The organism is Nocardioides nematodiphilus (assembly GCF_020216525.1).
Lineage (GTDB): Bacteria > Actinomycetota > Actinomycetes > Propionibacteriales > Nocardioidaceae > Nocardioides > Nocardioides nematodiphilus.
Genome location: NZ_JAIWOY010000003.1, coordinates 385,578 through 405,874, shown reverse-complemented (window position 1 = coordinate 405,874; position 20,297 = coordinate 385,578). Strand labels below are relative to the sequence as shown.

The following is a 20,297-nucleotide window of genomic DNA, read 5'->3' as shown; positions in this document are numbered from 1 at the left end:
TCCTCAGCAGGTGGTGTTGGCGGGTCACCCACGCTAGGCAAGGAGGTGCGGCGGGCTCCCAATCGGCGGTCGCAGGCCTTTGTTCCGGGACGTTTGGCCATCGCATCCTGCTTCACGCCGGACCCACGATGTGGGCATAGTGAAGTCGTGCCTCGGATCGATGGAACGGCCAGCGACCTGCTGCTCAGGACAGGCAGGTTCTTCACCAAGTGGGACGAGACGGACGACGGCCGGGCCGTCTTCCGTCAGGGCGGTCGCCAAGGCGACGTCTTCTATCGCGACAGATGGAGTCACGACAAGGTCGTACGGTCCACGCACGGCGTGAACTGCACCGGCTCCTGCTCCTGGAAGGTCTACGTCAAGGACGGGATCATCACCTGGGAGACCCAGCAGACCGACTATCCGTCGGTCGGTCCCGATCGCCCGGAGTACGAGCCGCGCGGTTGCCCTCGTGGCGCGGCGTTCTCCTGGTACACCTATTCGCCGACCCGGGTGCGCTACCCGTACGGCCGCGGGGTGCTCGTCGAGATGTACCGCGAGGCGAAGAGACGCCTCGGCGACCCGGTACTCGCCTGGGCCGACATCCAGGCCGACCCCGAGCGTCGCCGCCGCTACCAGCGGGCCCGCGGCAAAGGCGGCCTGGTCCGCATCTCGTGGGCGGAGGCCAACGAGATCGTCGCGGCCGCGCAGGTCCACACGATCAAGACCCACGGGCCGGACCGCAACACGGGCTTCTCCCCCATCCCGGCGATGTCGATGGTGTCGCACTGCGTCGGCACCCGCTACACCCAGCTCATCGGCGGCGTGATGACGTCGTTCTACGACTGGTACGCCGACCTGCCGGTCGCCTCCCCGCAGGTCTTCGGCGATCAGACCGACGTGCCCGAGTCGGGCGACTGGTGGGACGCGACCTACCTGATGATGTGGGGCTCCAACGTCCCCGTCACCCGTACCCCCGACGCGCACTGGATGGCCGAGGTCCGCTACCGCGGCACCAAGGTGGTCACGGTCTCCCCCGACTACGCCGACAACACGAAGTTCGCCGACGAGTGGCTGCCCGCGCAGGCCGGCACCGACGCCGCGCTGGCGATGGCGATGGGGCACGTGATCCTCAAGGAGAACTTCGTCGACCGCACGGTGCCGTTCTTCGCCGACTACACCCGTACCTATACCGACCTGCCGCACCTCATCCGGCTCGAGGAGCACCCCGATCACCCCGGGGCGTACGTGCCTGGGAGGTTCCTCACCGCCGCCGACCTCGCGGCCGTGCCCGCCGACAGCGCGGACGAGGAGCGCTGGAAGACCGTGGTGCTCGACGAGGCGACGGGGCAGCCGGTCGTCCCGAACGGCTCCATGGGATTCCGCTACGCGGAGTCCGGTGTCGGCAAGTGGAACCTCGACCTCGAGGGCGTCACGCCGCGCCTCACCCTGCACGGTGACGGTGCCTCCGAGTCCCACGAGCTGCTGCTGCCCGCCTTCACGGAGGCCGACGGCACCGGCTCGGTGCTGCGCCGTGGCGTGCCCGCCCAGCGCGTCGGCGGCCACCTGGTCACCACCGTCCTCGACCTCATGCTCGCCCAGTACGGCGTGAGCCGTCCGGGCCTGCCCGGCGAGTGGCCGACGGGGTACGACGACGCCTCCACCCCGTACACGCCCGCCTGGCAGGCCGAGATCACCTCGGTCCCGGCCGAGGCCTGCATCCGAGTCGCCCGCGAGTTCGCGAAGAACTCCGAGGAGTCGCAGGGTCGCTCGATGATCATCATGGGCGCCGGGATCTGCCAGTGGTTCCACGGCGACGCGACCTACCGCGCGATCCTCTCGTTGCTGATCCTGACCGGCGCGATGGGCCGCAACGGCGGTGGCTGGGCGCACTACGTGGGCCAGGAGAAGTGCCGCCCGATCACCGGCTGGATCTCGCTGGCCAACGGCCTCGACTGGAGCCGGCCGCCGCGGACCATGACCGGCACCAGCTTCTGGTACATGCACACCGACCAGTGGCGCAGCGACGGCTACAGCGCCGACTCGCTCGCCTCGCCGCTGGCCAAGGGTCACCTACGGGGGCACACCGCCGACGTGATCGCGCAGTCGGCGAAGAAGGGCTGGATGCCCTTCTACCCGCAGTTCGACCGCAACTCGCTCGACGTCGCCGACGACGCCGCCGCGGCCGTCGAGGCCGGGACCGTGCCGGACGCGGCCACGTACGTCGCGAACGCACTCGACGACGGCACGCTCAAGCCCGCCATCGCCGACATCGACGCGCCCGAGTCGTGGCCGCGGACGCTCATCCTGTGGCGCTCCAACCTGATGGGCTCCTCGGCCAAGGGCAACGAGTACTTCCTGCGTCACCTTCTCGGCACCCACCACAACGTGCTCGGCGTCGATGGCCAGGGCGGCGAGAACCCGAACACCCCGCGCCCCGAGAGCGTCGCCTGGCACGACGAGGCCCCGGAGGGGAAGCTCGACCTGCTGGTCTCGGCCGACTTCCGGATGACGTCGACGACGCTGCTCTCCGACGTCGTGCTGCCGGCGGCCACCTGGTACGAGAAGCACGACCTCTCCTCCACCGACATGCACCCGTTCGTACACGCCTTCACGCCCGCGATCGACCCGCCGTGGGAGGCACGCAGCGACTTCGACCTGTTCCACGGGCTCGCCGCGAAGCTCTCCGAGCTGTCCAGGACCCACCTCGGCACCCGGCACGACCTGGTCAGCGTCCCGCTACAGCACGACACCCCCGGCGAGACGCCGAGGGATCCGTACGACACCAGACCGGTCGTCACCGTCGTCGAGCGCGACTACACCGCGATCGCCGACAAGCTCGCCTCGATCGGTCCCCTGGCCGACAAGCTCGGCTTCACGGTCAAGAACGTCACCTTCGACGTGAAGGAGCAGGTCGACCTGCTCGGCCGGCTCAACGGCGTGCTGCCCTCGGGCCCGGGCGCGGGCCGACCGGCGATCAACACCGACGAGAAGCTCGCCGAGGCGATCCTGACCTTCTCCGGGACCAGCAACGGCGAGCTCGCCGTGCAGGGCTTCAGGACGCTCGAGAGACGCGTCGGCAAGCCGCTGGCGGACCTGGCCGAGGGCTCGGAGGAGAAGCGCATCACGTTCGCGGCGACCAAGTCCGCCCCGGTCCCGGTCATCACGAGCCCGGAGTGGTCCGGCTCGGAGACGGGCGGACGGCGCTACGCGCCGTTCACGGTCAACATCGAGCGGCTCAAGCCGTTCCACACGCTCACCGGGCGGATGCACTTCTACCTCGACCACGACTGGATGTCCGATCTGGGCGAGGGGCTGCCGACGTACCGCCCGCCCCTGGACATGCACCGGCTCTTCGGTGAGCCCAAGCTCGGGCCGGACGGCGCCAAGCAGATCACCGTGCGCTACCTGACGCCGCACTCGAAGTGGTCGATCCACTCCGAGTACCAGGACAACCTCTTCATGCTCTCGCTCTCGCGTGGCGGCCCGACGGTCTGGATGAGTCCGGCCGACGCCGCGTCGATCGAGGTGCAGGACAACGACTGGGTCGAGTGCACCAACGCCAACGGCGTGCTCGTCGGGCGCGCGATCGTGTCGCACCGGATGCCCGACGGGGTCGTCTACGTGCATCACGCCCAGGAGCGCACGATCGACGTGCCGAAGTCGGAGGCGACCGGCCGGCGCGGCGGCATCCACAACTCGGTGACCCGGCTGCTGGTGAAGCCCACCCACCTCATCGGCGGGTACGCCCAGCTCTCGTACACCTTCAACTATCTCGGCCCCACCGGGAACCAGCGAGACATGGTCTCGACCGTGCGCAAGCGTTCGCAGGAGGTGACGTACTGATGCGCGTCATGGCTCAGATGTCGATGGTGATGAACCTCGACAAGTGCATCGGCTGCCACACCTGCTCGGTGACCTGCAAGCAGGCGTGGACCAACCGCGCCGGCACCGAGTACGTCTGGTTCAACAACGTCGAGACCCGGCCGGGCCAGGGCTACCCCCGGCAGTACGAGGACCAGGAGAAGTGGCGCGGCGGCTGGGAGGTCGGCAGGCACGGCCAGCTCAGGCTCAAGGCCGGCGGCCGGCTCAAGAAGCTGCTCACGATCTTCTCCAGCCCGGTCCAACCGCAGCTCGGGGACTACTACGAGCCGTGGACCTACGACTACCAGACCCTGGTCGACGCGCCTCTCGGTGACGACTTCCCGGTGGCCCGACCCAAGTCGCTGATCACGGGCGAGGACACCAAGATCACCTGGTCGGCCAACTGGGACGACAACCTCGGCGGCGCCGCCCAGATGGGCGAGCTCGACCCGATCATCGCCAAGCTGCGCGCCGACGCGAGCGCCGAGGCCAACGCGAAGATCAAGTTCGAGTACGAGCAGACGTTCATGTTCTACCTGCCCCGGATCTGCGAGCACTGCCTCAACCCCGCGTGCATGGCGTCGTGCCCCTCGGGCGCGATCTACAAGCGCGAGGAGGACGGCATCGTCCTCGTCGACCAGGACCGCTGCCGTGGCTGGCGCCAATGCATCACCGGCTGCCCGTACAAGAAGATCTACTTCAACCACAAGAGCGGCAAGGCCGAGAAGTGCACCTTCTGCTACCCGCGCGTCGAGGTGGGCCTGCCGACGGTCTGCTCCGAGACCTGCGTGGGGCGGCTGCGCTACCTCGGCCTGGTGCTCTACGACGCCGACCGAGTCACCGAGGTCGCCGCGACCGCCGACGACCAGGCGCTCTACGCCAAGCAGCTGGAGATCATGCTCGACCCGAGTGACCCCGAGGTGATCGCAGCGGCCCGCGCCCAGGGCATCCCCGATGACTGGATGGAGTCGGCGCGCAGGTCGCCGGTCTACGCACTGGCCAAGCGGTTCAAGGTCGCGCTGCCGCTGCACCCGGAGTACCGGACGCTGCCGATGGTCTGGTACGTCCCGCCCCTGTCGCCGGTCGTCGACCTGCTCAAGGACCAGGGTCACGACGCCGAGGCGGCGGGCAGTCTCTTCGGCGCGATCCACGAGCTCCGCATCCCCGTCGAGTACCTGGCCGAGCTCTTCACCGCCGGAGATACCGCAGAGATCGAGCGGGTGCTCAACCGCCTGGCCGCGATGCGGTCCTACATGCGCGACGTCTCGCTCGGGCGCGATCCCGACGCCTCCATCCCGGCCTTCGTCGGCATGGGCGAGGAGGAGGTCTACGACATGTACCGGTTGCTCGCGATCGCCAAGTACGAGGAGCGCTACGTCATCCCGACCGCGCACCACGAGGACGCGCACAACCTCGAGGAGATGGCTTGCTCGCTCGACTTCGACGAGGGCCCCGGCATGTACGAGTCCGGCGCCTTCGGCGAGGCGAGCGGCGTACCCACCCCGGTCGCCGTGGAGACCTTCCACGCGCTGCGCGACCGCCAGACGGCCGACACCGCCGCCTCGAGCGAGTCCCTGCGCGGGCGGGTCAACCTGCTCAACTGGGACGGCAACGGCCGCCCCGAGGGGTTGTTCCCGGCCAAGGAGAAGTCGTGATCGGCGGGCTCCTCGGCCTGGGGCGGCGACAGAGCGACTGGCGGGTGGTGCACCAGGTCTGCGCCTGGGCGCTCGGCTATCCCGATGCGCGGATGCTGGCACAGCTCCCGTTGCTGCGGCAGGCGCTCGCGGAGCAGCCGGCCTCCGAGGCGGTCACCCGACTGCTGGCGGCCCTGGACCGGCTCGAGGCCGCAGACCCCGAGGACCTGCGCACGGCCTACGTCGAGCTCTTCGACCTGCACCGCTCGCAGACGCTCTACCTGTCGTACTGGACCGATGGGGACACGCGGCGGCGCGGCGAGACCCTGGCCGGGTTCAAGCAGCGCTACCGAGACTCGGGGTTCCTGGTCGACCTCGGTGGCGAGCTGCCGGACTACCTGCCCATGGTGCTGGAGTATGCCGCGATGGCCGACCCGGTCCGCGGCGCCGATCTCCTCCAGGAGTACCGGGCGAGCCTCGAGCTGATCCGGCTGGCGCTCCTCGAGCGCCCGGCCGAGCAGGCCGGTGCGTACGCCGACGTCCTGATCGCGCTCTGCGCGACCCTCCCGGGCGACTCCCCCGCCGACCGGGTCTCGGCGATGGCAATGGCACCGCCGCACCTGCGCGGCGGACCGCCCTCGGAGTCGGTCGGTCTCGCCGTGATGGACCTGATGCCCACCCGTGCGCGTGAGGAGGTCCGACCGTGAGCACCGTCCTGTGGGGCGTGCTGCCCTATCTGGCGCTGGCGCTGCTGATCGGCGGCACGATCTGGCGCTACCGCTACGACAAGTTCGGCTGGACCACCCGCTCGTCCCAGCTCTACGAGTCCCGGCTGCTGCGGATCGGCTCGCCGCTGTTCCACTTCGGTGCCCTGGTCGTCGTGGTGGGGCACGTCGTCGGTCTGCTGATCCCGGAGTCGTGGACCGAGAAGCTCGGCATCAGCGAGCACATGTACCACGGCAACGCGCTCTTCTGGGGCACGATCGCCGGCATCTGCACGCTCGTCGGGCTCGGGATCCTCATCTACCGTCGCCGCACGACCGGCCCGGTCTTCATGGCGACCACCACCAACGACAAGGTGATGTACGTCGTGCTCACCTCCGCTCTGTGCCTGGGTCTGTGGACCACCGCGCTGGCGATCTCAGCGGGGTCGGAGGCGGCCAACTACCGCGAGACGGTCTCGCCCTGGTTCCGGTCGCTCTTCTACCTCAACCCGGACGTGGACGCCATGGCCGCGGCTCCGGTGCAGTTCCACATCCACGCGCTGGTCGGACTGCTGCTCTTCGCGATCTGGCCCTTCACCCGGCTCGTGCACGCCTTCACCGCGCCGCTGCACTACCTGTTCCGCCCGTACATCGTCTATCGCAGCCGCGATGCTCGGCCCCATGCCGGTGCCCGAGCAGCGCGACCCGGCTGGCAGCCCATCGGAACCCATGACCGCGAGCGAGGAGCACGCTGATGCCCGGACAGATGAGGAACCTCTTCCTAGCCACGTGGGCCTTCTGCATCACGTTCTGGGCGTGGAACATGATCGGCCCGCTCGGCATCCGGTATGCCACCGACCTCGGTCTGTCGGCGGGCCAGAAGTCCCTGCTGGTCGCCGTGCCCGTGCTCGTCGGCTCCCTGGGGCGCATCCCCGCCGGCGCGCTCACCGACCGCTACGGCGCGCGGGTGATGTTCCCGATCCTGACCCTGGCCACGATCCCCGCCGTCATCCTGGTCGCGATCGCCGGCCAGGCGAACTCGTACCCGTTGCTCCTGGTCTTCGGCTTCTTCCTCGGCATCGGCGGCACCACGTTCGCCGTCGGCATCCCGTTCCTCAACGCCTGGTTCCCGCCCGAGCGGCGCGGCTTCGCGACCGGTGTCTTCGGCGCCGGCATGGGCGGCACCGCGCTGTCGGCGTTCTTCACCTCGCGGTTCGTGAACTGGTTCGGGTACGTCCCCACCCACCTGATCATCAGCGTGGCGCTGGCGGTCACGGCCTTTGTGACCTGGACCTTCCTGCGCAACGCGCCGGGCTGGACGCCGCAGCACACCGCGTTCGTGCCGAAGGTGATGGGTGCCGCACGGCTGGCGATCACCTGGGACATGGCGTTCCTGTACGCCGCGTGCTTCGGCGGCTTCGTGGCCTTCTCCACCTACCTGCCGACCTACCTGCACGACGTCTACGGCTTCGCGCTCCCCCAGGCCGGCACCCGCACGGCGGGCTTCGCGATCGCCGCGGTCGTCGCCCGCCCGATCGGAGGCATCGTCGCGGACCGGATCGGACCGCGGAAGGTCCTGTTCATCGCCTTCCTCGGCGCCCTCCTGATGGCGGTCATCCTCGCCACCCGGCCCGCCCTCGAGTGGCGTGCGGGGCTGTCGTTCGTGCTGATGGCCGCCTTCATGGGCCTGGGCAGCGGCGCGGTCTTCACCTGGGTGGCGCAGCTCGCTCCGTCGGACCGGGTCGGCTCGGTCACCGGCATCGTCGGCGCGGCCGGTGGTCTCGGCGGCTTCTTCCCGCCGCTGGTCATGGGCGCGACCTACGACGAGGTGCATCACAGCTACACCCACGGGCTGGTGCTGCTCGCGGTGGTGACGGCGCTGGCCCTGATCCTGACGGAGTTCCTGATCACGCCGAAGCGGGGCTCCGAGCCGGAGCTCCCGGCGCCCGCGCGAGTCTGAGACGGGTGCCGGCCCCAGGTCCTGGCCGGCTCGGGTCGGAGGCTTAGGCCTTCGCCTCGATCTCAGCCACGCGCAGACGGACGAGCTCGTCGAAGAGCTCGTCCGACAGCGGGGCGTCGACGGTGATCCGGACGGTGCCCGCCTTCTCGGACAGATCCAGGCCGGCGTCGGGGTGGGCATCGCGGAGCGCCCGGGAGACCTGACCGCTGAACGGCACGATCGAGAGCCCGGCGCGGGTGGCCATGACGCTCATCAGGCCCTTGCCGCGGTGGAGATGACCGGCCATCGCGTAGCTGGTTCCGATCTGCGTCTCCGGCACCTGCGCGACCAGGCGCGCGTAGTAGTGCTCGATCAGCGAGCGCTTCGCCGGCTCGACGTCCTCCAGGTAGCGCTCGATCGCCTGCGGGTCGCTCCGGGTCATGCCGACCGCCGGTCCTCGGTGGGCCACTCGGTGATGATCCTGGCGCCGCCGCCGGGGGCATCGGCGATGGTGACCGTGCCGCCGTGCGCCTTGGTGAGGCCGCCGACCAGGTAGAGGCCGAGGCCGGAGCCCCCACGGGCGCCGTTCTTCCAGAACTTGGTGAATACCCGCTTGCGCAGCTCAGGGGCGATGCCGGTGCCCTCGTCGTCGACGATGAGCCGCAGGAGGCCGGGGTCGCCCGGCTCGAGACGCACCCGGACGACACCGTCCCCGTGCCGTACGCCGTTCTCGACCAGGTTGGTGACGACCTGGGTGAACTTGTCGGGATCGACGAAGATCTCCGCGCCCTCGTCGGTGGTGACCGTCAGCTCGATGGCACGCGAGGTCGCGGCGCTGACCGAGTCGACGACCCGGCGTACGAGCGTGGCCGGGTCGCTGGGCCTCGGGTAGAGCTGGAGGCGGCCGGTGTCGATCCGGGCCACGTCGAGCAGCTCCGCGATCAGTCGCGAGAGCCGGTCGGAGTCGGCGTGGACCGTGGTGAGCATCAGCTTCTTCTGCTCGTCGTTGAGCTTGTCCCAGCGGTTGAGCAGTGCCTGGACGAACCCCTTCACGCCGGTGAGGGGGCTGCGGAGCTCGTGAGCGACGGTGGCGACCAGGTCGGATCGCTCCCGGTCCAGCCGGGCGCGCCCGCGGCCGCTGCGGATGGCGATCCCGAGGTGCTTGTCGCGGGTGATCCGCGCGGTGACCAGCACCTCGGTGCCGTCGGGGAGCAGCCAGGACTGCTCCGGCACGCCCGTGCGCGAGGAGAGCCCGCCGTACGGGTTGTTGGTCTCGACCCACCCGCAGCCGCGCTGGTCGCTCAGCGCCAGCACGTCGGCGAGGGGCGCGCCGACGGGGTCGCCGGTGATGGCGAGCATCCGACGGGCCATCAGATTGGCGACCTGCACCCGGCCCTCGCCGTCGGCGATCACGACTCCGTCGGGCAGCGTGTCCAGCGGATCCATGCCGCCAACCTATCGGGTCGTCTGATGGCTCGGTCGCCGCCGCGTGAGGGTCAGGCGCGTTGCGCCCGCGCGCTCGCGTAGAGACAGACGGCCGCTGCGGTGGAGAGGTTGAGGCTCTCGGCCTGGCCGTAGATCGGGATGCTGACGATCCGATCGGCCTCGCCGGCCAGCTCCGCGGGCAGGCCCCATGCCTCGTTGCCGAAGAGCCATGCCGTCGGTGCGCCGAGGTCGGTCTCGAAGAGCGACTCGCCGTCCATGTCCGCCGCGAGCACGGTCAGTCCGGCGGCCTTGGCCGCCTCCATGGCCCGCAGCGGGTCGCGCTCGATGACGATCGGGACGTGGAAGGCCGAGCCGACCGAGGCACGGATCGTCTTGGGGTTGTAGAGGTCGACGGCGTCACCGGCCAGCACGATCGCATCTGCGCCCGCCGCATCGGCGCAGCGGATCACGGTGCCGGCGTTGCCGGGGTCGCGGACGTCAGCGCAGATCGCGACCAGACGCGGGACGAACGCATCACTGGACCGCGACGGATCCATCACGCGATCCCAGGACTGGTCGAAGAAGTCGCACAGGGCGGTGATGCCTGCGGGTGAGACGGCATCCGAGATCGCCGCCATCGCCTGGTCGCTGACCAGGGTGACGGGACGCTCGCCGATCAGGTCGGCGTACGTCTCCACGGCGGTGGGGGTGGCGAAGAGCTCCCGCCACACGTCTGCACGGATGGCGCCTTCCACGCCCTGGGGGCCCGGGGAAAGGAAAACCCCCCGCCCGGCTCCCCCCGAGCGGCGGCTCAGCTTCCGGAGCTCCTTCACCCGAGCGTTGCTCGGGGTGAGGGGCACGGACGTCATACGACTCAGGCGGAGACCTGAGCGTTGACGTCGGCCGGGAGGGCGGCCTTGGCAGCAGCGACGAGCGCGTTGAACGCGGCCACGTCGTTGACGGCGAGCTCAGCCAGGATCTTGCGGTCGACCTCGATGCCGGCCAGGCCGAGGCCCTGGATGAAGCGGTTGTAGGTCAGGCCCTCGGCACGCGCCGCGGCGTTGATGCGCTGGATCCAGAGCTTGCGGAACTCACCCTTCTTCTTACGCCGGTCGTTGTAGGCGTAGACGAGCGAGTGGGTGACCTGCTCCTTGGCCTTGCGGTAGAGGCGCGAACGCTGACCGCGGTAGCCGGAGGCCCGCTCGAGGGTGACGCGGCGCTTCTTGGCGGCGTTTACTGCGCGCTTGACGCGTGCCATTTCGTACTCCTTGCGATGAAAAAAACTTGATGGGCCTCAGCCCGGGGGAAAGATCAGAGACCCAGCAGCTTCTTGGCGCGCGGGACGTCGTTCGCGGCAACCTCGACGGTGCCGGTGAGGCGACGGGTGACCTTGGAGGCCTTCTTCTCAAGGTTGTGGCGCTTGCCGGCCTTCTCGCGAAGGATCTTGCCGGAGCCGGTCACCTTGAAGCGCTTGCCCGCACCGGAGTGCGACTTGTTCTTCGGCATCTCGTTCTTCTTTCTTGCTCGATCAAGCCCGAGGTGCCGGGCTCGAAGTACTAGGGGTGGTTCAGAGGTCGATGTCGGGATCGAGCGCCTCGTTGCGGCGCTTCTCCTTCTTCTGCGCGACCGGGCGTCCAGCCTTGGACGCGTCACGCTCGGCCTGCTCGAGGGCGGCGTCGGCGGCACGCTCGGCGGCCTTGGCCTCCTTGGCCTCCAGGTGCTCGACCTTGGCGTCGGCCTTCTTGATGTGCGGGCCGAGCACCATGATCATGTTGCGGCCGTCCTGCTTCGGCGACGACTCGACGAAGCCGATCTCCTGGACGTCCTCGGCGAGCTTCTGCAGGAGGCGGAAGCCCAGCTCGGGGCGGTGCTGCTCGCGACCGCGGAACATGATCGTGATCTTGACCTTGTCGCCGGCCTTCAGGAACCGCTCGACGTGACCCTTCTTGGTGTCATAGTCGTGCTGGTCGATCTTGGGACGAAGCTTCATCTCCTTGATGACGACATTCGTCTGGTTACGGCGAGCGTCACGCGCCTTCTGCGCGTTCTCGTACTTGAACTTGCCGTAGTCCATGAGCTTGCAGACCGGGGGCTTGCCCATCGGGGCGATCTCGACGAGGTCGAGGTCCGCCTCCTGAGCAAGGCGCAGTGCGTCGCCGGTCGGCACGATGCCGACGGTCTCGCCGTTGGGACCAACGAGGCGGACCTCGGGTACTCGGATCCGGTCGTTGATACGAAGCTCGGTGCTGATGTGTCCTCCAGAGAACGAAAAAAGGCTTCCGCTTGTCCAAGCGGAAGCCAGTCACTGCGGGCCACGGGGGAAGAATTCCCATGGCTCACACCGGAAGACAGGACCCAGATATCCTCTGATTCCTACTCCTGGACCGGACCCGACGACCTGTGCTGCCTTGGTCGATGCGGGTGGGAAACGGTGTCGCTGTCTCCGCTTGTAGAGCAGCTGACGGATGTCAACTGCTCGGTCAACACGAGAGACTACCGGAGGATTCCCGCGTGAACCAATTCACGCGGGCGCGATCCACGCGGTCTGCTCCCCCACCCGCGTCAGGGTCCAGCCGCGCGCCAGCGCATGCAGGTCCTCGCCCTCGATCACCGCGGTCACCGGGCCGGCGATGTCGATGACGACGGCGGCCGCCTCCTCCTGCTCCGCGGCGCGGGCGGCGTCGCGGGTCGCGACCGGGACGGGCCGGGCGTCGGGCCGCCATGCGGCCATCGTCTCCATGCTGGTGAAGGCGAGCAGCGCCTGCCGTCCGTCGGCCCCGGTGAGCAGGACGGTGGCCATGTCACTGGTCTTGTCGTGGGCGAGCCCCTGCGCGTCGTACTCCACCTCGCCGAGGACCGCGACCACCGGCACCAGCAGTCGGCTCTCGCTCAGCGCCCCGAGGAGCAGCGGGTACGAGGAGCGGTCGGCGGCGTAGGCCGCGAAGGCGGTCGCCACCGGCTCGGAGGTCGTCCCGTCGTCATCGGGGAAGGCGGGCGCCTGGAGGCGCTTGGCGTCGGGCCGGAGGTGGTCGTGGTCCACGCGGTCATTCAATCAAGCGCTCCCTGAGGGGTGGGTGGGAGGATGGCGTTATGGACGACGTCGCCTGGGGCGCTCTTGCGCTCGCACTGACCCTGTTCTCGGGTCTCTACACCTGGACGCGCGCTCGCGCGAAGGGTGCGGCCTCGCTCGCCCGGTGGAGCGGCATCACGCTGCTGCCGCTGGCCGCGTACTTCACCCACACGCTGCGCCTCTTCGGCCGGATCGGCACCGCGATCGCCAACTGGGCGACCGGTTTCGTCTGGAGCCCGGTGGTCTGGCTCGGCCTGGTCCTGGCCGTGATCGCGTTCGCGCTGATCGGCGTCTCGGCGCGCCTGTCCAACGGGGCGGGCAGCGATGCGCCCGCGGCGGCGAAGCGAGCGAAGCCGGCGAAGGCGGTGAAGGGCAAGGCGCCGGCGGGCGCCGATCTCGGCCTGGGCGACGACCTGGACGACATCGAGGCCATCTTGAAGAAGCACGGGATCAAGTGAGCGGGGCAGGTTCCGCAGCCGATCGCAACCGGCTCTGGGCGCGGCTCGGCGGCGCCGTCGCCGCGCACGACCGACCGGTGGCCACGCCGGCGATGGTCGTCGACCTGGACGCGTTCGACGCCAACGCCGCCGACCTGGCCCGGCGAGCGGGCGGCACGCCGATCCGGGTGGCGTCGAAGTCACTGCGGGTGCCGGCACTGATCTCGCGCGCTCTCGCGGCTCCCGGCTTCGCGGGTGTGCTCGGCTACACGCTGGCCGAGGCGCTGTGGCTGGTCGAGAGCAACGTCAGTGACGACGTGGTGGTCGCCTATCCGAGCGTCGACCGCTGGGCGCTGACGCGGCTGGTCGGGTCGCCGTCGGCGGCCGCGAAGATCACGCTGATGGTCGACTCCGTCGAGCACCTCGACGTGATCGACTCGGTGCGCGCCTCCAAGGCCGTCCCGGTGCGGGTCGCGATCGACGTCGACGCCGGGCTGCAGGTCGCGGGCCGCCACCTGGGACCGAAGCGCTCGCCCCTGCTCGCTCCGGAGGGGGTGCTCGAGCTGGCCCGTGCGATCGTCGCGCGCCCCGGCTTCCGGCTGGTCGGCGTGATGACGTACGAGGGGCAGGTCGCCGGACTCGCCGACGAGGTCCCCGGGCAGGCGGCGCGCTCGTTCGCGGTGCGCCGGATCAAGGCGCTCTCGGTGGCACAGCTCGCCGAGCGGCGCGCCTCGATCGGGCTCGGGCTCGACGAGCTGCTGGGCCCGGAGGGGCTGGAGTTCTGGAACGCCGGCGGGTCGGGCTCCCTGGAGACCTCCTCGGCCGACCCGACGGTCACCGAGGTGACGGCCGGCTCCGGGCTGCTGGTGCCGGGCCTGTTCGACCACTACCGCGCGTTCTCGCCGCGCCCGGCGGCGTTCTTCGGCGTACCGGTGACGCGCCGGCCCGCCGCCGGCCTCGTCGCCGTGCATGGCGGCGGCCTGGGCGCCTCCGGCCCCGCGGGTCCCGACCGGCTGCCGACCCCGTGGGCTCCGGCGGGTCTGGCGCTGACCGACCTCGAGGGCGCCGGTGAGGTGCAGACCCCGCTGCGCGGCGATGCGGCCGACCGGCTGCGGATCGGCGACCTGGTGTGGTTCCGGCACGCGAAGTCCGGTGAGCTCTTCGAGCACACCCCGACCGCCTACCTGATCAGCGGCGATCGGATCGTCGAGGCCGCCACCACGTACCGGGGTCATGGACTCGCCTTCTGAGGTCGATGCCCCCGGCGTGGTCGCGTTGGTGCATGGTCGCGCTCCGACGCTCGCCGACGGGCGCCTGCTCTGTCTCGACGGACCGGCCGGCTCCGGCAAGACCACCCTCGCCGGTGCCGTCGCGGCACTGACCCCGGCGACAGTGGTCCACCTCGACGACCTCTACGACGGCTGGAGCGGGCTTCCCCGGCTCGCCACGCAGCTCGACGCGCTCCTGCTCCCGCTCGCCGAGGGCCGGCCCGGGAGCTATCGCCGCCACGACTGGCACGCGGACGCGTACGCCGAGACCGTGACCGTCGAGCCCGCCGCCCTGCTGGTCGTCGAGGGCGTCGGGGCGGGAATGGCCGCGTATGCCCACCTGCGCACGGCGCTCGTCTGGATCGAGGCCCCGACCGACATCCGGCTCGCGCGCTGGCGCGCCCGCGACGGCGCCGAGGTCGAGCCGTACATCGCCGCGTGGGAGCGCGATCAGGAGGCGCTCTTCGAGCGCGAGCGCACCCGCGATGCCGCCGACGTGATCTGGCGCACGGTTCGATAGCGTTCTCCGCATGGTTGCCCCCACTGGTGAGCAGTACGAGATCAAGGCGGCCGGCTACGCCGCCACCATCACGGAGTCAGGTGCCACGCTGCGCCTGCTGACGAAGGACGGCCGCAACGTCGTCGACGGCTTCCCCGAGGACGAGATCCCGGGTGCGTGCCGTGGCCAGCTCCTGATGCCGTGGCCCAACCGGATCCGCGACGGGCACTACACCTTCGAGGGCCAGGAGCACCAGCTCGGGCTCACCGAGCCGCACACCCACAACGCCATCCACGGCCTGGTCCGCTGGGCCACCTGGCACGTCGTCGAGCACACCGAGGCCCGGATCGAGCTCGGTCTGCGGCTGATGGCCCAGACCGGCTACCCGTGGACCCTCGAGCTCGGCGTCGTCTACGAGCTCGGTGAGGACGGCCTGAGGGTCACCCAGAAGGCCACCAACCACGCGGCGACCAACGCGCCCTTCGCGACCGGCGCGCACCCGTACTTCACCCTCGACACGGGCGGGACCATCGACGCCTGGACGCTCGACTCCCCCGCCGCGACCCGCGTGCTCGCCGACGACCGGCTGCTCCCGACGGGCACCGAGTCGGTCGAGGGCACCGTCTACGACTTCCGGGGCGGCAAGTCGCTCGACGGCATCGGCATGGACACCTGCTTCGCGGACCTGGAGTTCGACGCCGACGGCATCGCCACCGTCACCCTCTCGACGGTGACCGCCGGGGGCGAGGAGCGGGCCGTCGACCTGTGGCAGGACAGCCAGCACCGGTGGCTGATGGTCTACACGGCCAACAACCGCAACCCCGCCCGTACGGCCATCGCGATCGAGCCGATGACCGCATCGGTCGACGCGTTCAACTCCGGCGAGGGCCTCATCGTGCTGGCGCCCGGCGAGACCTTCAGCGGCGTCTGGGGCATCCGCGCCCGCTGACGCCGGCGGCTAGGAGCCGTGCGGGGCCGCGACGAGAGCGCGCAGGTCCCGTACGGCCTTCTTGGCGGTACCGCCGTCGGAGGCCTGGATGCCCATCGCGGGAACCGTGGTGCCGTCGGCGATGTCGAGCGTGGCCCAGGGCGCGCCCGGCGGCATCCGGACCGCGACGACCTGCTCCCAGGCGAAGTCGCGGCGCTTGTAGCCGTTGACGATCACGAGTCCCTCCTCGCGCGCCTCGACGCGCGAGCGGGTCAGCGCGTGCACGACCGCGAGGATCAGCAGGCCGAAGAACACCAGCGTCCCCTTCTGGAAGACGGTGAACTTCGCCCGGGTCTCGTCGTCGAACGCGAACCACATGAAGATCGTCAGGCCGTAGAGCGCGATGACCAGCACGATCCCCATCGCCCGGACGCCGAAGGGGCGCCAGGTCTTGGGCAGAGGCGTGAGAGCCGCAGGCTCAGAGTCGGCAGGCATGGATGTCGGTGAGCAGGATCGCGCGGGCACCGATGGCGTAGAGGTCGTCCATCAGCTTCTGTGAGCCGTCGCGCGGCACCATCACCCGGACGGCGACCCAGCCCTCGCGGTGCAGCGGGCTGACCGTCGGGCCCTCGAGACCGGGGGCCAACTCGGTCGCCGCCGGAACGTCCTGGGCGCGGATGTCGTAGTCCATCATCACGTAGCGGCGGGCGATCATGACGCCGTCGATGCGGCGCTTGAACGTCTCGTACGTGGCGGTGTGGCCGTTGGTGTGGCCGCCGGAGATGACGACCGCCTCGGACTCGAGGATCGGCTCGCCGAACGCCTCGAGCCCGGCGGCGCGCAGGCTGGTGCCGGTCTCGACGACGTCGGCGATCACATCGGCGACGCCGAGCTGGATCGACGACTCGACGGCGCCGTCGAGGCGGGTGACGCTGGCCTCGATGTTGTTCGCCTGCAGGAAGGCACGCACGACACCGGTGTACGAGGTGGCGATCCGCTTGCCCGCCAGATCGGCGAGGCTGTTGAACTGCCCGGCGGGACCGGCGAAGCGGAACCGGCTGCGGCCGAAGCCGAGCTGGAGCACCTCCTCGGCCTTGGCGCCGGAGTCGGCGAGCAGGTCGCGGCCGGTGATGCCGACGTCGAGGGTGCCCTCGCCGACGTAGAGCGCGATGTCGCGCGGGCGCAGGTAGAAGAACTCGACGCCGTTGTCATCGTCGATCAGGCTGAGACGCTTGGCGTCCTCGCGCTGGCGGTAGCCGGCCTCGCGGAGCATGGTGGAGGCCGCTTCGGACAGCGCACCCTTGTTGGGGACGGCGATGCGGAGGTAGTCACTCATGGGGATCGGGGTCCTCAGGGCTCAGAGGTGGGCGTAGACGTCGTCGAGGCTCAAGCCGGCGGCGAGCATCATGACCTGGGCGTGGTAGAGCAGCTGGCTGATCTCCAGCGCGGTCGCGTCCTTGCCCTCATGCTCGGCGGCCATCCACGACTCGGCGGCCTCCTCGACCAGCTTCTTGCCGATCGCATGGGTGCCGCCCTCGAGCAGCCTGGTCGTGCCGGAGCCTTCGGGGCGCGTACGCGCCTTCTCGCTGAGCTCGTCCCACAGCTCCTCGAACGTCTTCACGAGGGACAAGCCTAGGCCGTGCAGGCCCCGCGGGCGTCCTCGGGCCGCCGTTGTGGACGCGAGGCCGGCCTGGAGGTCGACTCAGAACGTCGGGGCGTGCTGGTCGGCGTACATCCGCTGGGCCACGTCGACCGGCACGATCACGCGCCCCAGCGGCATCAGGGACACCGGGATGAGCTTGAAGTTCGCCAGACCCAGCGGGATGCCGATGATGGTCAGGCACAGCGCGACGCCGGTGAACAGGTGACCGATGGCGAGCCACAGACCGGCGAAGACGAACCAGACGACGTTGCCGATCGCCGAGGGCGCGCCCGCATCGGTGCGACGGACGACCGTGCGGCCGAACGGCCACAGCGCGAAGCCCGCGATCCTGAAGGCGGCGAGCCCGAACGGGATCGTGATGATCAGGATGCAGCAGATGACCCCGAAGAAGACGTACGCGAGGAACATCCAGAAGCCGCACAGGACCAGCCAGATCAGGTTCAGGAGCAGTCGCACGCTCCGACACTAGCCCCGACAAGCCCTCCCCTCGGGGCCAGTGGCGAAAGCTCGCTCAGCGGACGCCGATGCGCGCCGAGCACGCCGGCCAGGCGCCCCAGCCCTGGCTGCGCTTGATCCGCTCCGCGACCTTGATCTGATGGCGCTTGGAGGCGTGGTTGGGCAGGGCCGCGAAGCGACGGCCGCCGTTGGCACGCCACGTGCTCGGGCTGATCTGCAGGCCGCCGTAGTAGCCGTTTCCGGTGTTGATGTGCCAACGGCCGCTGGACTCGCACTGGGCCAGGCGCTCCCAGGTGTGCGTGGTGACCGCGTGGCTCGGCGCCGCGAAGGCGACCGGGGCGAGGGTGGCGACCGAGAGGACGGCCGTGGACAGCATGGTGCGCATGCGCAATGTGGATCTCCTGCGCGCCTGCGGAGTTAGCTGTCGGATTCGGGCGCAGTGTGCCCGGCCGCACCAGGTGCGGCTTCACCCCCAGGGTCCGGTGGACCCACGTACGTGGTTCCCCCGCTCCTGCCCGATCGGTTCGTCGTGACGCACCGCGTTGGACAGGACTCGGCGTCACGCGGCAGCCGTCCCGGGGGTCCCAGGACCCTACGAGAGTAGGCAGACCACCATCGCCCCGGCCAAATCGCCGGTGCCGATCAGCCGAGCAGGTGGCTCTTGATCTTCTTGAGCGTGAGCGCGGTCGCGAGGGCGGCGGCGGTGGCCTCGTACCCCTTGTCCTCCGCGGAGCCCTCAAGGCCCGCGCGGTCGAGCGCCTGCTGCTCGTTGTCGCAGGTCAGGACGCCGAAGCCGACCGGTACGGAGTGGTCCAGGGCGACCCGGTTGAGACCGTCGGTGGCCGCCGAGCAGACGTAGTCGAAGTGCGGCGTGCCGCCACGGATGACCACGCCCAGGGCGATGACGGCGTCGTAGCCCTCCCGGGCGAGCGCGTCGGCGACGACAGGCAGCTCGAAGGTGCCCGGGACACGGACCACGACGGGGACCTCGACCTTGTGGTCGTCCAGGGCTCGCTGGGCGCCGGCGATGAGGCCGTCCATGACGACCTCGTGCCACGAGGCGGCCACGACCGCGACGCGGAGGTCGTGGCAGTCGGCGATCTGGGTCTGGGGTGCTCCGTGGCCGCTCATGCGTCCTGCTCCTCGGTCTGGTGGTGGGTGGCGAGCTGCTCGAGACCGGGCAGGACGTGGCCCATCCGGTCGCGCTTGGTCAGCAGGTAGTTGATGTTGTGGTCGTTGGGGTGCGGCGTCAGCGCGACCCGCTCCGCGACCGCGATGCCGTAGTCCTCGAGGTTGCTGATCTTGTCCGGGTTGTTGGTCATCAGCCGGACGTTGGTGACACCGAGGTCACGCAGGATCTGGGTCGCGGCGCCGTAGTGACGCGCGTCGGCGGGCAGGCCGAGGTCCAGGTTGGCGTCCACGGTGTCGCGGCCGCCGTCCTGGAGCTGGTAGGCCTGCAGCTTGGCGACCAGGCCGATGCCGCGGCCCTCGTGCCCACGCAGGTAGACCACCACGCCGCGGCCCTCGGCGACGATGCGCTCCATCGCCTCGTCGAGCTGCGGACCGCAGTCGCACCGCTCGGAGCCGAACACGTCGCCGGTCAGGCACTCGGAGTGCACGCGGGTCAGGACCGGGGCGTCACCCGAGATGTCGCCGTACACCAGCGCGACGTGCTCGGAGCGGTCGGTCGTGACCGTGTAGCCGTACGCGGTGAACGCGCCGTACTTGGTCGGGAGCTGGGTCTCGGCCTTGCGCTCGACCAGCACCTCGACGCGGCGGCGGTAGCGGACGAGATCCTCGATGGAGATCATCGCCAGGCCGTGCTCGTCGGCGAACTCGCGCAGCTCGGTGGCGCGCTTCATGGTGCCGTCGTCGTTGACGACCTCGACCAGGACGCCGGCCGGGGTGAGCCCGGCGAGCATCGCCAGGTCGACGGCGGCCTCGGTGTGACCGCGGCGGACCAGGACGCCGCCCTCGCGGTAGCGCAGCGGGAAGACGTGACCCGGGCGGGTCAGCTCCCACGGCTCGGTCGCCGAGTCGGCGAGGACGCGGGCGGTGTGCGCGCGGTCGGCGGCCGAGATGCCGGTGGAGACGCCGTCGCGGGCGTCCACCGAGATCGTGTACGCCGTGCGGAGCTTGTCGCGGTTGTGCGGCGTCATCAGCGGGATCTCGAGGCGGTCGAGCATCGGGCCGGGCATCGGCACGCAGATCACACCGGAGGAGTGACGGATGGTGAAGGCCATCAGCTCCGGGGTCGCCTTGGCGGCGGCGAAGATGATGTCGCCCTCGTTCTCGCGGCCCTCGTCGTCGACGACCACGACGGCCTTGCCGGCGGCGATGTCTGCGATGGCGCGCTCGACGGAGTCGAGCCGTACGCCGCCGTGCTGGGCCTGGCCGTGGACCGGGGCGGTGGCCGGCTCGATGTTCTGGT

At 70.1% G+C, this 20,297-nt stretch carries 23 protein-coding genes and 1 riboswitch; of the genes, 9 read left to right on the top strand and 14 right to left on the bottom strand.

The genetic code is table 11. The annotated features are described in order from the left end of the window. Window positions 1-147: 147 nt before the first annotated feature. From KSO98_RS08020 to KSO98_RS08000, 5 genes are read left to right on the top strand one after another with little or no spacing between them, the layout of a single operon-like run. A complete protein-coding gene (locus KSO98_RS08020) occupies window positions 148-3,825 on the top strand; it encodes a nitrate reductase subunit alpha (protein ID WP_372457773.1) in 3,678 nt (1,225 codons plus the stop codon). Then, on the top strand, window positions 3,825-5,498 hold the full coding sequence (gene narH / locus KSO98_RS08015; protein ID WP_225284604.1) for a nitrate reductase subunit beta: 1,674 nt from the start codon (window positions 3,825-3,827) through the stop codon (window positions 5,496-5,498). Before KSO98_RS08020 ends, narH begins: the two co-directional genes overlap by 1 nt. Next, complete coding sequence (narJ, locus tag KSO98_RS08010; RefSeq protein WP_225284603.1) at window positions 5,495-6,184, top strand: nitrate reductase molybdenum cofactor assembly chaperone; 690 nt, start codon at window positions 5,495-5,497, stop codon at window positions 6,182-6,184. The genes narH and narJ overlap by 4 nt, the downstream gene beginning before the upstream one ends. Further along, window positions 6,181-6,936: a respiratory nitrate reductase subunit gamma gene (gene narI, locus KSO98_RS08005; RefSeq protein WP_225284602.1), complete on the top strand. Its 756-nt coding sequence runs from the start codon at window positions 6,181-6,183 to the stop codon at window positions 6,934-6,936. Before narJ ends, narI begins: the two co-directional genes overlap by 4 nt. Next, a complete protein-coding gene (locus tag KSO98_RS08000; protein ID WP_225284601.1) occupies window positions 6,936-8,141 on the top strand; it encodes an MFS transporter in 1,206 nt (401 codons plus the stop codon). The genes narI and KSO98_RS08000 overlap by 1 nt, the downstream gene beginning before the upstream one ends. A 43-nt stretch (window positions 8,142-8,184) precedes the next feature. Here the strand turns inward: KSO98_RS08000 and KSO98_RS07995 are convergent, their stop codons facing one another. From KSO98_RS07995 to KSO98_RS07965, 7 genes are all read right to left on the bottom strand, one after another. After that, window positions 8,185-8,562, bottom strand: a complete 378-nt coding sequence (locus KSO98_RS07995; RefSeq protein ID WP_225284600.1) for a DUF1801 domain-containing protein — start codon at window positions 8,560-8,562, stop codon at window positions 8,185-8,187. After that, window positions 8,559-9,566, bottom strand: a complete 1,008-nt coding sequence (locus KSO98_RS07990) for a sensor histidine kinase (protein ID WP_225284599.1) — start codon at window positions 9,564-9,566, stop codon at window positions 8,559-8,561. Before KSO98_RS07990 ends, KSO98_RS07995 begins: the two co-directional genes overlap by 4 nt. A 50-nt stretch (window positions 9,567-9,616) precedes the next feature. Then, window positions 9,617-10,414 (bottom strand): TrmH family RNA methyltransferase, encoded by a 798-nt coding sequence (locus KSO98_RS07985; protein WP_263642456.1) that lies wholly within the window; start codon window positions 10,412-10,414, stop codon window positions 9,617-9,619. 5 nt (window positions 10,415-10,419) lie between these two features. Further along, entirely contained in the window at window positions 10,420-10,803 is a 384-nt protein-coding gene (rplT, locus tag KSO98_RS07980) for a 50S ribosomal protein L20 (protein ID WP_225284597.1), read from the bottom strand. Window positions 10,804-10,856: 53 nt separating this feature from the next. Beyond that, window positions 10,857-11,051 carry a 50S ribosomal protein L35 gene (rpmI, locus tag KSO98_RS07975; protein WP_225284596.1) on the bottom strand — a complete coding sequence of 65 codons (195 nt, stop codon included), beginning with the start codon at window positions 11,049-11,051 and terminating at the stop codon, window positions 10,857-10,859. Window positions 11,052-11,112: 61 nt separating this feature from the next. Next, entirely contained in the window at window positions 11,113-11,778 is a 666-nt protein-coding gene (gene infC, locus KSO98_RS07970) for a translation initiation factor IF-3 (protein ID WP_308012743.1), read from the bottom strand. 288 nt (window positions 11,779-12,066) lie between these two features. Continuing rightward, window positions 12,067-12,585, bottom strand: a complete 519-nt coding sequence (locus KSO98_RS07965) for an SseB family protein (RefSeq protein WP_225284595.1) — start codon at window positions 12,583-12,585, stop codon at window positions 12,067-12,069. A gap of 50 nt (window positions 12,586-12,635) precedes the next feature. Between KSO98_RS07965 and KSO98_RS07960 the strand changes: the two genes are divergently transcribed. The 4 genes from KSO98_RS07960 to KSO98_RS07945 are packed head-to-tail and all read left to right on the top strand — an operon-like array spanning window position 12,636 to window position 15,768. After that, window positions 12,636-13,073, top strand: coding sequence for a hypothetical protein (locus tag KSO98_RS07960; protein WP_225284594.1), 438 nt, complete (start codon window positions 12,636-12,638; stop codon window positions 13,071-13,073). Then, window positions 13,070-14,302, top strand: coding sequence for an amino acid deaminase/aldolase (locus KSO98_RS07955; RefSeq protein WP_225284593.1), 1,233 nt, complete (start codon window positions 13,070-13,072; stop codon window positions 14,300-14,302). The genes KSO98_RS07960 and KSO98_RS07955 overlap by 4 nt, the downstream gene beginning before the upstream one ends. Beyond that, window positions 14,286-14,840: a uridine kinase family protein gene (locus tag KSO98_RS07950; protein ID WP_225284592.1), complete on the top strand. Its 555-nt coding sequence runs from the start codon at window positions 14,286-14,288 to the stop codon at window positions 14,838-14,840. The genes KSO98_RS07955 and KSO98_RS07950 overlap by 17 nt, the downstream gene beginning before the upstream one ends. Before the next feature lie 10 nt (window positions 14,841-14,850). Continuing rightward, the gene (locus KSO98_RS07945; protein ID WP_225284591.1) at window positions 14,851-15,768 is read left to right on the top strand and encodes an aldose 1-epimerase family protein; all 918 of its coding nucleotides are present in this window, start codon (window positions 14,851-14,853) and stop codon (window positions 15,766-15,768) included. Between the two features lie 9 nt (window positions 15,769-15,777). On the opposite strand, the gene KSO98_RS07940 is transcribed toward KSO98_RS07945, so the two are convergent. The 7 genes from KSO98_RS07940 to KSO98_RS07910 form a co-directional block, all read right to left on the bottom strand. Then, window positions 15,778-16,242 carry a PH domain-containing protein gene (locus KSO98_RS07940; protein WP_225284590.1) on the bottom strand — a complete coding sequence of 155 codons (465 nt, stop codon included), beginning with the start codon at window positions 16,240-16,242 and terminating at the stop codon, window positions 15,778-15,780. Next, window positions 16,226-17,083 (bottom strand): ATP phosphoribosyltransferase, encoded by an 858-nt coding sequence (hisG, locus tag KSO98_RS07935; protein ID WP_225284589.1) that lies wholly within the window; start codon window positions 17,081-17,083, stop codon window positions 16,226-16,228. The genes KSO98_RS07940 and hisG overlap by 17 nt, the downstream gene beginning before the upstream one ends. Before the next feature lie 21 nt (window positions 17,084-17,104). Further along, window positions 17,105-17,368: a phosphoribosyl-ATP diphosphatase gene (locus KSO98_RS07930; RefSeq protein WP_225284588.1), complete on the bottom strand. Its 264-nt coding sequence runs from the start codon at window positions 17,366-17,368 to the stop codon at window positions 17,105-17,107. 81 nt (window positions 17,369-17,449) lie between these two features. Beyond that, window positions 17,450-17,866 carry a YccF domain-containing protein gene (locus KSO98_RS07925; protein WP_225284587.1) on the bottom strand — a complete coding sequence of 139 codons (417 nt, stop codon included), beginning with the start codon at window positions 17,864-17,866 and terminating at the stop codon, window positions 17,450-17,452. 55 nt (window positions 17,867-17,921) lie between these two features. Beyond that, window positions 17,922-18,251: a transglycosylase family protein gene (locus KSO98_RS07920; RefSeq protein ID WP_308012740.1), complete on the bottom strand. Its 330-nt coding sequence runs from the start codon at window positions 18,249-18,251 to the stop codon at window positions 17,922-17,924. Window positions 18,252-18,257: 6 nt separating this feature from the next. Beyond that, window positions 18,258-18,406: riboswitch (cyclic di-AMP (ydaO/yuaA leader) on the bottom strand. Window positions 18,407-18,508: 102 nt separating this feature from the next. Beyond that, window positions 18,509-18,997: a 6,7-dimethyl-8-ribityllumazine synthase gene (gene ribH / locus KSO98_RS07915; protein WP_225284586.1), complete on the bottom strand. Its 489-nt coding sequence runs from the start codon at window positions 18,995-18,997 to the stop codon at window positions 18,509-18,511. Then, window positions 18,994-20,289, bottom strand: coding sequence for a bifunctional 3,4-dihydroxy-2-butanone-4-phosphate synthase/GTP cyclohydrolase II (locus KSO98_RS07910; RefSeq protein WP_225284659.1), 1,296 nt, complete (start codon window positions 20,287-20,289; stop codon window positions 18,994-18,996). The genes ribH and KSO98_RS07910 overlap by 4 nt, the downstream gene beginning before the upstream one ends. Window positions 20,290-20,297: the final 8 nt, after the last annotated feature.